A 12,663-nucleotide genomic window follows, 5' to 3' on the forward strand; every position below is an offset into this window, starting at 1 on the left:
CTGATTACCGTTTAAGTATTTTTTTTGTTTCTAATTTTCCGTCTCCTTCCAGTTGCAATAGGTATAAACCTGCTGTTAAATGGCTCAGATTAATTTCATTATTTTCGAGTGGACCTTTCTGAATCAGTTTTCCGTCGATTCCAAAAAGCTGATAGTTTAGACTGTTTAATCTATGGACGATGTGAACTACATCGGTAGCAGGGTTTGGATACACAACGAAATCGGGAATTGAATTTTCATCATTCGTTAATGTCTGAGCCACACCTTCCAGACTGATGTTGTTGAACGTGACTTCTTTTCCTGTGTCTTCTGTCATGCTAGGTCCGGTAAAACGCAGGCGAATTTTAAAATTAGGATTATTGTTTACTGTAGGGATCAGTTTGAAATCGGATTCGATGCGTTGGTAGGATGCTGTGATCGGAAAGGTTGAAGGCGTCAGTCCGGTTGTTGTCCATACAGGAGTACCCGCATTTGTAGCATACTCCAGCGTGATTCCGGTAGCGGCACCTTCATCTACAACCGCAAAGGCGAACTTAATGTCTTTATACCCTGCAGTGGACAGATTAAATGTCATGGTGTTTTGCAATCCTCCGCTTTGAAAAGGTTGTTTTATCTGAAGTCCCCGCATATTGGAATTGGCATATGCAGTATTTTGGTTCACTTCCGGGTAATAGTTTAGCGGTGTTGGGTTGTTGCGTCGTTCCATCGATGCTTTGTGAAAATTTGGACTTGTACTGCTAAATGGATAGCCGACTAAGCAAGATTGGTACTGGATGGAGGCGTCTGCAGGAACGTGAAAAGTCGATGCAAGGGTGGTCAACGGCGTGTCGTTAGGTATGTCTGTATCCATTACCCAGTAGTACAATATTTTAGGGGTAGCAGTATTGGTATCAGGAATAAAATGAGCCGTCAGTGAAACATTCGCTGTCGGTGTAATAGTTATTTCAGCTGTTGTGCTGTTGGATGCACCGCTCCAATGGCTAAACACATATCCCGGCATTGGGGTTGCTTTTAATTTTATTGGGATATTGTTAAAGTAAATACCCGTCCAAGGATATGGATCGTCCGGTACTCCCGGAGTGGACGGAAGTATATCAATAGTATTTATTTTGATATAACCTTGTTCCGCCCCGTCTACATCTAAGGCTACATTGACATCGCTGCTGATGCCGAATTTTTGACGGATGTGCTGTCTTTGATTGGCAGGACGGGTGTCGGCAAAATTGTGTATTTTGGCAATAACATCAAGCCAAGTGGTATATTTTACGGCTTTCCATCGGCCATAATGGTCCTGCCATTCCGGCTCGATTTTGTTTTTCATAGCATTGGAAACCGCTATGACCCTACTTGGAAGAAAATAGGTATTCATCAAATCGGCAAATCGGTTGATGAAGTCATTTTTGAAAGTGGGATTAACCAACAAATTTCGCAACACTAAAGTGGAAAATGGAAAATTAGGGTATGTGGTGCTGTTAGGTGCAGTAGCCTGAGCTAAATTATCGTGAAGGCTGTTGCCTTTTGCAAAACCAAATGAGTCATCATTGTCTCTCAAGGCAGCCCGCCATCGGCCGTCCAACCCGTATAATGCATTAGGGTTGTAGCTCGTTCTTTTTCTCCAATAGGTTATGTTCCAGCTCGGCCAGTCATTATTGTCATAGTAAATGTTTGCAATATAATAGTCTCTCATATTGTCGACGTCCATCATTGTTTTTATGGTCTCATAATTTTCCGGTATTGCCAGGCTGTTGTCGGTTAAGAAGTTGGTCATAGCATCATAGTGAACCCTGTCTCCTTCTACTGGTCTCATATCGTCTTCGAGTAAATCCAATTCTGGTTCGTCGATTCCGCATAGATTTTTGAAGTAATATTTATCGATACGCTCTCTAAGGTTTAAAATCCCCCAGTATTCTCCGTTAACGAAGGCAATCATAGGTCGATATGCCATACTTTCTATACCGGTTCCCTTCATCAATTCATCGGCAAGCGCATCCCTGTACATGGCACTGACAAAATCACTGCCCCCGTTTCGTAAAATCAGCCGGTTAAAAACAGTTTGCTCTTTATCGTCAAAAAACCTGTAATTCATGGTTTTCTTCCCATAATCGTTATCTGCTATCAATCGAAACGATTTGCTTTGGTGAGCTCGTGAATTGCCGCCGTTAATTCGGACACCGATATCTTGATTAAAAAATTCGGTCCCGTTTTTAAAGAAACTTATATGGGCGGACCGCTCTGAAGGGTCATCCTCAATTGAGTAATTGCCCACACTGTTCCAGCTAAAGGCATCCACTGTTTGATTATTGGCTCGCCAATTGTCAAAGGCTGCTCCTGCCACAAAAATGCCGTTGTTATAATCAAAAAGTTTGCTCTCTGTTATACTTAAAGACGCTACCGGCAATGAAAATTCACTGGCTCCGTTAGGAGTGATAAAATAGGTTGTGGTAGCTGTTTTGCTGGGGAGGAAACCGCTTTTGATGGCCTTAGCCCTTACAACAGTCCCTTTGAAAATAGGAGTCGTAGGGATATAAAAAGGAACATTATGAAAGGTGGATGACATCTTGGCCAGGTCGTTGGGTTGCGGTGAGCGGTCAGCTATTGGTATAGCGCCGGAGTAAGTGTAGGACCGATAACTGTTCTGCGACAAAGTACCATCCTGATCCGATGCCAGCTGTACATACTTGTTTTTATAGGAATAATTAGTGCCTCCAAGGTTGTTGGGATCAGGATCGGATCCGTCCAAGGTGTAGATAATGGTGGCCCCCGCCGTTGAGCTGCTAATTGTCAGGTTAAATCCTGCGATGCGAAATCCGCCGTCCTCTGAAAATTCGGGAGGGTCCAAAATGCCGGAATAAGCTGTAGACGAATTAGGTTGTTTTGGCGTGGGTACACCGAAATAGTAATAACTGCCGGTTCCGTTTGGGAATTTCCCATAGGAAACGTTTTCTGGCAGTGCTATGGCCTGAAAAGTAGACAGATTTAAGGTAGACTGATTGGTAAGATACAGCGTTTCACCAAGGTCGGCGTCAATTTTAAAATTGGTGTGCAATTGACCTGGCACGATTCTCCTGTTTTTATCGGAGCACCATACCAACAGGTACTGACCCGCATTTAAGGTCACCGAGGGGAATGACCATTTGTGCAACAGAGTTGCATCGTCGGAAAGGCCATAACCGTTTAGATTTACAGCCGTGGTGCCGTAATTATATATTTCTACCCAATCTTCGTAATCTCCGTCTTCATCCTGATTAACAGAGGTATTGGAGGAGAGTATTTCGTTTATGGTAATGCTTTGCGCAAATAACAGATCGGAGCTTAGAACAACCAATGAGGTTAGTATCCAAAATGTAGCTTTTTTCATAAGCACTAATTTTATTAAAGTTAATTAATAACCTTTATATCAGTAAATTATATCCGATACTATGCTGTTAAAAACGATAAATTGCACCTTTTCACAAAAGCTGATGCAAAGCACAAAGCACAGCATAAAAAGGAGATGTTTTTTATACGCCTCCTTTTGAATTGGTGACTATCCGAATTATTTTTTGAGAATTTTTTTGGTTTCCGATTTCCCGTCTCCTTCCAATTGCAATAAGTATAAGCCGGATGATAAATGAGCCAGATTTATTTGACCACCTTCGATTGGTCCATTCTGAATCAGTTTTCCGTCAATTCCGAAAAGTCTGTAGTCAAGATGGTTTAATCTGTGAATGATGTGAACCACATCCGTGATAGGGTTCGGATACACAACGAAATCGGGAATAGAATTTTCCTCGGTGGTTAATGTTTGTGATACTCCTTCTACACTGATATTGTTGAGGGTAATATTCTTGTCGGTATCTACGGTCATATTGGGACCGGTGAAACGAAGACGTATTTTGAAATTCGGATTGTTATTAACCGTCGGTATCGTTTTTAAATCCGATACAATCCGTTGATAGTTTGCCGAAATCGGAAAGGCAGATGTGGTCATCCCTGCGGTTGTCCATACCGGAGTGCCAGCGTTTGTCGCATATTCCAATGTGATTCCAGTGGCAGCTCCTTCGTCTATAACTGCAAAGGCAAACTTAATGTCTTTATAACCTGCCGTAGAAATATTAAAAATCATAGTATTCTGTAATGCGCCACTTTGAAAAGGCTGTCTTATTTGCAGCCCTCTCATATTGGAAAAGGCATATGGTGTGTTTTCGTTAACTTCCGCGAAATAATTCAGCGATGTTGGGTTATTTCGTCGTTCCATGGATGCTTTTCGCCAATTGGGGCTCGAGTTGGTAAAAGGATATCCGGATAACGAGGATTGGTATTGGATATTACCTTTACCAGTTGGTCCATACGGAAATGTAGAGGCCAACGAAGTTAATGGTGTATCGTTCGGAATATCGGTATCCATTGCCCAGAAGTAAATGATTTTCGGGACAGCATTATTTGTGGAAGGTATGAAATTAGCCGTCAGTGCAATATTAGCTGTTGGCGTTACGGTTATTTCGGCAGTCGTACTGCTATTGGCTCCGCTCCAATGGCTAAATGCATAGCCAGGCATCGGAATCGCTTTTACCTTGACAGGGATGTTGTGAAAATAGATCCCGGTCCATGGATACGTATTGGCTGGTACTCCAGGAGTAGACGGAAGAATGTTTATCGTATTCAATTTCACATATCCGTGAGCCGGATTGGATACATCAAGTCTGATATTGATATCGCTGTTTATTCCGAATTTTTGTCGGATATGTTGTCTTTGAAAGGCAGGACGCTCGTTGCCGAATTCATTCATATTAGTGATGCTTTCTTCCCACCATCCGTAAGAGGCAGATTTCCAACGGTCCAGATGTTCCTGCATTTCAGGTTGGATCCTGTTTTTCATCGTTGCTGAAATTGCTGTGAAACGACTCGGAAGAAAATAGGTGTTCATCAAATCGGCAAAACGGTTGATGAAGTCATTTTTAAAAGTGGAATTAGCCAAGAGGCTTCTCAGCACCAAAGTGGATTCCGGCGGATTGCCAGGACTGCTACTGTTGGGATCTGTAGCCACTGCAAGATTATTGTGGTTATTGGTGCCCGTTGTGGAGCCAAAGCAATCGTCATTGTCTTTCATGGCCGCACGCCATCGGCCGTCCAATCCATATAAGGCATCTGGCGTGTAAGTGGTTTTTTTTCTCCAGAACACGGTATTATAACGCGGCCAGTCGGTATTGTCAAAATAAATGTTCGCGATGTAATAATCCCTCATGTTGTCAACATCTATCTGCGTTTTTATGTACTCGAAATTGGTAGCTATTGCAAGGCTGTTGCTGTTTAGAAAGTTATATACATTAGTATTGTAGTGGCTTCCAACAGAGCCTTTTTGGTCGTTTTCCATGAAATCTAAGTCCACTTCCTCTATTCCGCATACGTTTTTGAAATAATATTCGTCAAATCGTTCCCTTAGGTTTAAAATACCCCAGTATTCTCCATTAATAAAGGTAATTGTGGGTTGATAGGCCATGGTTTCCATACCGGTTCCTTTCATCAGCTCATCGGCAAATGCGTCACGGAACATGGTATCGAAGAAATCACCTCCGGCATTTCTTAAAATCAGGCGGTTAAAGGTGGTTAGGCTTTCATCGTCAAAAAACCTATAATTCATACTGGCTTTACCATAACTGTCTCTTGCCAGTAATCGCAATGATTTGCTTTGCCATCCTCGCGAATAACCTCCGTGCGTGCGTATTCCGATGTCCTGGTTGAAAACTTCGGCGCCATTTTTAATGTAACTCATGTTTCCGGTTCGCTCCCAGGCATCACCTTCGAGCCTGAAATTAGCATCATAATTATAGGGGTCGGCATTTACGTTTGGGTTGGCATCACGCCACATGTCGAACATCATCCCTGCCACATAAATACCGGTGGAATAATCAAAAAGTTTGTTTTCGGTTAAACTCAAAGAGACTACCGGCAATGAAAATGTGTTGGCAGGAGCTATGAAATAGGTCTTTGAAGTGGTTTTACTCGGTACATAACCGCTTTTTATGGCTTTAGCCCTTACCACAGTTCCTTTAAAAATAGGACCGGCGGGAATATAAGTGGGATTGTGATGATGTGTGGAAGACATCTTGGCCAGGTCGTTGGGTTGCGATGAGCGGTTAACTATCTGTAAAGCACCGGAATAAGTGAAGGAGCGATAGCTGTTTGACAGTAAAGGGCCATCTGAATCCGACCGTAATTCCTGATAACTGTTTTTATATGAATATGTTTTGCCTCCCAAGTTGTTGGGATCGGGATCGGAACCATCCAAAGTGTAAATAATGGTTGTCCCGGGGACAGTATTTGTGATGGCCAGATTTATATTAGACGGGTAAAAACCTCCCGCCTTGTCAAACATCAGCTCTGGTAAAATTCCGGAGTAGGCCGTTGTTGAATTAGGCTGTCCGGGAGTGGGTGTGCTGAAATAAAAATAACTTCCTGTCCCGTTGGGAGACTTCCCGTAGGAGATATTATCTGGCAGTGACACGGTGGGGAAGGTAGAAAGTGTTGTGGTAGACTGATTGGTGAGATACAACGTTTCGCCATCGGCACCAATTTTAAAATTGGTATGCAGTGCATTTGCGGGATTAGTTTTGTTTTTATCGGAACACCATACCAACAGGTATTGCCCTGGATTTAGGGTAACGGCAGGAAAAGACCATTTGTGTCGTAAGGCTGCATCGTCAGAAAGTCCATACCCGTTTAGATTCACAGCCGTGGATCCATAATTATATATTTCTACCCAATCTTCATAATTTCCGTCTTCATCCTGATTTATTGAGGTGTTGGAAGCTAGTACTTCGTTTATGGTCACGCTTTGTGAAAAAGCTATGTTGGTGAAAAGCAAAAGAGCAAAGAGCCGTGTAAATATCGATTTCATAACACAACAAGTTGAATGTTAAACACATAAAATTATTTAATAAAAATAGGATGTGTTCATTTTGTCGGTTAATGGGTGATATTTACGATGAAAGGGTTAGAGTAGGGGTTATTGTAAGAAAGGATTCGTTTAATGTCTGATTCTTTTCTTAGAAGAGAACTTTTTAAAGTTTTAAGGTACGAACTTCCTTTGATTTAATATGCTTAAAATTAAACTTTTAGAATCAATGTTAATTTTAAATCTTGTTGAAGTATGGGAAATTACCTGGTGGTAGGAGTATTGCGTTTTTTACCTTAAAGAGAAAAATCCTTTTGGGTTGAGGCAAAACTAATATCTGTGTCGGCTTAATCTACACCTGATTAAAGTCTGGCGTATTGTCTTTTGTTTTGAAAAAAGTATAGAAAATCAAACAAAAAAAGAATAAACCATACTGTCTGTAGAAAAAGTCTTCTGTAAGGTTCAAAATAAATATGTTTGCCATTGAAACGGAAAGGATAAAGCAATTTATATGCAAAACATATCTAATGACCCGGTAAACGAAATAAAGAAAAAATACAAAACCAATTATACCGCTTGAAATCAAAATATATAAAAAGTAGTTGTGGGTCAAGTAGTTCTTTCCAACATAAAAGTCAGTTTCATAATTTCTTGAAAAACATTCTTCTAGAGCAGGGCCCAAATGTGAAAAGCCAAGCCCTTCAATATAGTTTTCCTTTACCAGTTCCATGGAACAGCCTACAATGGCCACACGTATGTTCGTAGAATCATAAGCAAGGCCGGATGGAGGCCTGTTATAGCTTTCTATGATTTCCGTAAATCGCCCTTTAATTCCCGGGACAACTATAATCATCGTGGAAATCAAAGCAGTAAAGCCTGCAAACAAGGCGATTTTTTGTTTTAAATTTAATGATGTGCGGAACAAAAGTGTAGCGCTGATCAAAATGAAAAGCAAAAGGATATTTATTTTAACCAATAACATTAGGGTAATGGCTATAAAAACCAGGATATATAATATTTCGAAGTATTTTTTCCTTTTAAGGATATTATCCAGTGAAAAGGCACAACAAAGAAAGACAAAAGAGGTAAAATAGGTAGGGTGGATTTTAAAAAACGGAGTCTCATTATATACAAAATCCCTGAATTTGGGGATGTTGTATGTATACCGGAAGAAATCTTCAAAATCGTAGTAATAAAGGAATAAAATTATATAGGCTATCGATATGAGTGCACAAACATTTTTTAGGATGTTTAAATAGAAGTTTAATTTTTCTTTAGTAAAAGCCTTTTGTGGAAGTAAGGAGAAAATAATTGGGAACAGCAGAAAAAAAAGGGCATTCTTCGCTGGGCCTAAATCATTTGCTGAGGAAAAATCGAGAATACACCGAATCAGGATAATCCAAAAAGGGATACTTAAATATATGGCATCTTTTAAAATCAGGGAGTGTTTCTTTGTTAAAAGAACATAAATAAGCGCGGCAACGCTCAACAAAATAAAAAAAAACGTAGAGAGGCTTTCCTTGAAAAGCGGAAATGCAAACAATAACGGCACTAAAACAAGCAGAACCTTCTCGAGATTATTTTTGGCTAATACGCTCATTTATTTCAGAGGTAATTTTTGTTAGGATGGTATTTTCAGAAAAAGTTTCCAATACAAAATTCCTGGCATTGATTCCAGTCTTTGTTGCAAGGTCACTGTTGTTTTTCAAGGTTATTAATTGATTGTAAATAAATTCAGCATCATTATTATAGAAAAACATTCCTCCATCAGATTTTTTCAATATGGCCGCTACTTCTGAATTTTGGTTTCCTGTGATTAGTGAAGGCCGTGCACTCGCCATCATACCCAACAGTTTTGAAGGCATAACCGTGTCTACCACGTCCGTTTTCTGGAACAGGAAATGTACATTGGCAGAACATAATAAATCGGATAATTCATCATAGTTAACCAATGGTAAAAACTTGATAAATGAATAATGTTGGACTTTCGATTTTAAGGTTTCAAGGTAGCTGCCATCACCTACGATTACAATCTCGATATCGGGATCTGTCACCATACTGCAAAATCTTTCGAAAAACTCCCAGTCTTGTTTTTCTCCCACATTACCGGAATACAAAAGTGTGAACTTCGAAGGGTCTATATAACTATGCTGATTGTGATGTGAAGGATTTATGTTCCCGGCTGAAACCCAATTAGGAAAGTATACAATATCTTTTGCATTCGATTTTTCACTGATTTTTGACAGCATATTGTTGCTGATACTGCTTATGGTGTCTGCACGATTCAACAAGAAAGATTCTAAGGAAAAGATGATTTTCTTTAATGGCTTTGTAAGAATATTGTTTTTCAGAATCCCCGTTTCCAATGCCAGGTCAAATTCAAAATCCTGAATGTGTACCCATAATTTTGATTTTAGTCTTCTTGCTAAAAGAAAAGCAGGAAAAATAGAGAATGTGAACGGAACTATGCAAAATACGATGTCTGAAGATTGTATTTTACGGGAATTAACAAGATTGCCGTAAAATAGGCTCAACATTAAACGTATGCGCCCTAAGAAAGTAATTTTTTCCGGAACAAATTGTTTATATCTGAAAATGGTACAACCGTCTATTTGCTCAATATAGAACTTGGATTTGTCTTTGTATGTTTCGCTTATTTTCCACTGAGGGTAATAAGGGAATCCGGTAATGATATTTACCTGAAAGCCTTTACTTACAAGATGTTTTGCAAATTGAGTGGTATAAAGGCCTATGGCAGTATCCTCCGGATAATAATTGGCTGTGAAAATGGTAGCTGTAAAACTCTTCATAGAAGAAGGAAAAATGATGGCAAAAGTATTGTTTTTTATATGTTTTGTTGGTGTAAAAGGCAAAAAAAATTTCGATTTGTTAGTTTTTGTTATACATTTGCGACACTAAAAAAAATAAAAATGAAAAGAATATTCGCATTATTTATTGTAATTGCCTCTCTTGTTTCTTGCGGACGTGATAAAGAAGCTGCTAATGGAGAAGCAAATACAGAAGCAGCAGTTGAAAAAGATCAATATTCACTTGCGCTTGAAGCAATTTATGAAAAAGACGATGTGTTAAAAGTTGTTTATAAACTCGATGGGTATTGGAAAGAAGATGGGCCGATTGAATTCAAAGTTAAAGGAAGCCCGGTTGCTCAGAAATTAGACATCAAATTACCTGAAGGCGTTGTAATGCAAAACGCAAAAATTTTCTTAAGTTCAAACAAAGACCAAAAATCGTTAAAGATTATATCTTTAAACGTTGTTAACAAAGGAGTTTTCTGTTTACAGGACGGAAGTACTTATGGAGACTATTTCGATGCTAATGACGGTTTGGTATGGAACGAAAAGGAAGCTAAATTAATCCTTAGTCATGATAAAACATTCCCTCCTGGAATTGGCGGTAATGCTAAATTGGAAGGATTATTGCCTTTGAATTAAAAGATAAAGATTTTGAATATAAAAAAGCCGCTTATTATTAAGCGGCTTTTTCTATTAAAGACTGTCATATAATTGCTCCCATAGGATCCCTTTCTGTTCCCAGCTATAGTTTTGTAATACATAATCTGCCATTTGCTTACCTCTTTCTAACCGTTCGGTTATATCCCAACTTACCGCTTGGTTTAAAGCAGTTATCAATTCTTCTACATCAGGTTTTATCATGATGCCGCCATTGGTGTTCCATTCGGGATTTATGCCGGTATTAAATGTTGTGATAACTGGGGCTTTGCATGCAGCTGCTTCCAAATTAACCATACCAATTACTTCGGAGTAGGAAGGCGCAACAAATGCTTTAGCATTTTTAAATAACTCATATTTTTCTTTTCCGGTTACAAATTCTTTAAATACGAGCCTTTTATCAATTCCTATTTTTTTAGCATACTCCTGCATTTCCGTTTTGTATTCACTTGGAGGGCCGATAAGAATTAACTTAATTTTTTTGTTGTCGATCTTATTAAAAGCATCCAATAATAATTTTATTCCTTTAACAACATGGAAACGACCGAGAAAAAGAAGGTATTCGTCTTCAGGATTATACTCAGTTAAATGTGGAATTTTATTAAAATGAAACAGATTGGGAATTTCAACGATATTCTTATTGCCATTTGACAGTTTGTAAAGAATATCTCTTTCAGTTTTAGTAATTGCGTGGAGAACCGTGGCGTTTTTTAATATCTTATCTAAAATAAATTTATGATAAAGACTTTTTTTCAACCATCCTTGTTTAAAGAGATAATCTTGAAGCATACCATGGCTGCTAACCACATATGGTGAATTTTTAGTAAGAGCGGTTTTTGAAGCTTTATATTGCGGATACATCCATACGCCGTGAAGATGCAGTATGGATTCTTTGTCAATATTCTCAATATAGGTAGAATATACTTTGGAATAGTTCCAGGTTTTGGGAAAATCAAGGTCAAATTCTAAGTACTTGTCGTGTTTTTCCTTGCCAAATGTTAAAATGTTTGAGTCAAAATGAGAATCGTCATTCAGATAATTGTCTAAGTCAGTAATTACGGTCCGTAATCCACCACTTTCAAATTTTATGCTTTCGACTATATGAAAGATTTTTTTATCCATTTTATGAAATTATGCTTTTGGGGCAATATTGAAATTTAGTTAGATACTTCTTTGGTTCGGAAATAATCGTAATAAAGGAACCAAACAAAGAAAAATAATTCCGGGGGAAAATAATGTCCATCCCTGAAAAGTTTCAGTAAAAAATAAATGAAAATTCCCTGGGACAAATAATGAGTTGATTTAAAGACCAGCCATGCTTTAGACATAAAGAATAACACCAAAGCCAAGCCCAAGATACCCATTTCCGACATAATACGAACAAACAAGGAGTTGGCATCAGAAGAGTTAATGGTGTGTTTGTCCTGGGCCCTTAAATACTGCGGAGCACGCATTTCTTTTAGATATACTTTTTCGTGCATATATACGTGGCTTCCAATGCCACTTCCAAAGGGATGATCGGTAATGTTTTCTTTGGCTATAAAAATGTTGCTCAAAATCGCATAAGAACTAAGGTTCGGGTATTGGGGAAATTTGCCGGTATTGATAGAATTCAACGATTCGTAAGTATCATCCACACGTATTTTAAAGAAGGGATAATTTGTATAAGTATAGTAGAATGCCCCTATAATTACGGGAATCATTGCTGTAAAAACAAGGACTCTTTTTATATTAAGGTTCGGAACGACAAACATTAAAGCGCAACCTATATAACCTAAGGAGGAATTAGAAAGCACTAATGAACCAAAGATTATGGCAAATTCAACATATTTTTTTTGTTTAAAATAGTAGAAACAGGCAGGGATTACGACAATGGCATAATGTGCCGGTTCTTTAAAAATACTCTGCAGTCTACCGTCGTTGAGATTGATGTTCAAGAAGTAAAAAACATATCCGATTACAGCGGCATAGAGTGAGAGTTTAGTGTAGACCCTAATAATGTCGTTTTTATCATAAAGCGGGATAAAATTATAATAGTAAATACCGATTATACTGATCCCGATTATTTGGGCTAACATAAAATTTGGAGGAATACCAATAACAGAATTGGCAATGATGCCATGAACGAACAATCCGCCAATTAATAGTAGGAAAAAGTTGTTTAGCCTGATTTTCTGAGTTTGCGCCAGTATGAAATAATTTATGATAATTATAAGGTACAACAACTTCCAATCAATAATAAAATTGAAGAAGAAAGCTTCCGTGAAAATGGCGAAAACCGATGAGTATAAAAGATATTTTTTGACTGAAAACTTCACG

The 12,663-nt window shown here is 38.5% G+C and carries 7 protein-coding genes; 1 reads left to right on the top strand and 6 read right to left on the bottom strand.

All coding sequences use genetic code 11. The features are described 5' to 3' along the window. Nucleotides 1–4: 4 nt before the first annotated feature. The 4 genes from FEDK69T_RS02925 to FEDK69T_RS02940 form a co-directional block, all read right to left on the bottom strand. Entirely contained in the window at nt 5–3,358 is a 3,354-nt protein-coding gene (locus FEDK69T_RS02925; RefSeq protein WP_023572648.1) for a CotH kinase family protein, read from the bottom strand. Nucleotides 3,359–3,535: 177 nt separating this feature from the next. Beyond that, on the bottom strand, nt 3,536–6,877 hold the full coding sequence (locus FEDK69T_RS15350; protein ID WP_023572649.1) for a CotH kinase family protein: 3,342 nt from the start codon (nt 6,875–6,877) through the stop codon (nt 3,536–3,538). A 349-nt stretch (nt 6,878–7,226) separates the two neighbouring features. Further along, a complete protein-coding gene (locus tag FEDK69T_RS02935) occupies nt 7,227–8,474 on the bottom strand; it encodes an O-antigen ligase family protein (protein WP_035630666.1) in 1,248 nt (415 codons plus the stop codon). After that, on the bottom strand, nt 8,452–9,684 hold the full coding sequence (locus FEDK69T_RS02940) for a WcaI family glycosyltransferase (RefSeq protein WP_023572651.1): 1,233 nt from the start codon (nt 9,682–9,684) through the stop codon (nt 8,452–8,454). The genes FEDK69T_RS02935 and FEDK69T_RS02940 overlap by 23 nt, the downstream gene beginning before the upstream one ends. A 120-nt stretch (nt 9,685–9,804) precedes the next feature. On the opposite strand from FEDK69T_RS02940, the gene FEDK69T_RS02945 reads away from it, so the two are divergent. After that, on the top strand, nt 9,805–10,326 hold the full coding sequence (locus FEDK69T_RS02945; RefSeq protein ID WP_023572652.1) for a hypothetical protein: 522 nt from the start codon (nt 9,805–9,807) through the stop codon (nt 10,324–10,326). 54 nt (nt 10,327–10,380) lie between these two features. Here the strand turns inward: FEDK69T_RS02945 and FEDK69T_RS02950 are convergent, their stop codons facing one another. After that, nucleotides 10,381–11,466 (bottom strand): glycosyltransferase, encoded by a 1,086-nt coding sequence (locus tag FEDK69T_RS02950; RefSeq protein ID WP_023572653.1) that lies wholly within the window; start codon nt 11,464–11,466, stop codon nt 10,381–10,383. 35 nt (nt 11,467–11,501) lie between these two features. Next, a complete protein-coding gene (locus tag FEDK69T_RS02955; RefSeq protein WP_023572654.1) occupies nt 11,502–12,662 on the bottom strand; it encodes an O-antigen ligase family protein in 1,161 nt (386 codons plus the stop codon). Between the last annotated feature and the right edge of the window lies 1 nt (nt 12,663).

It is taken from the genome of Flavobacterium enshiense DK69, from assembly GCF_000498495.1.
Taxonomy (GTDB): Bacteria; Bacteroidota; Bacteroidia; order Flavobacteriales; family Flavobacteriaceae; genus Flavobacterium; species Flavobacterium enshiense.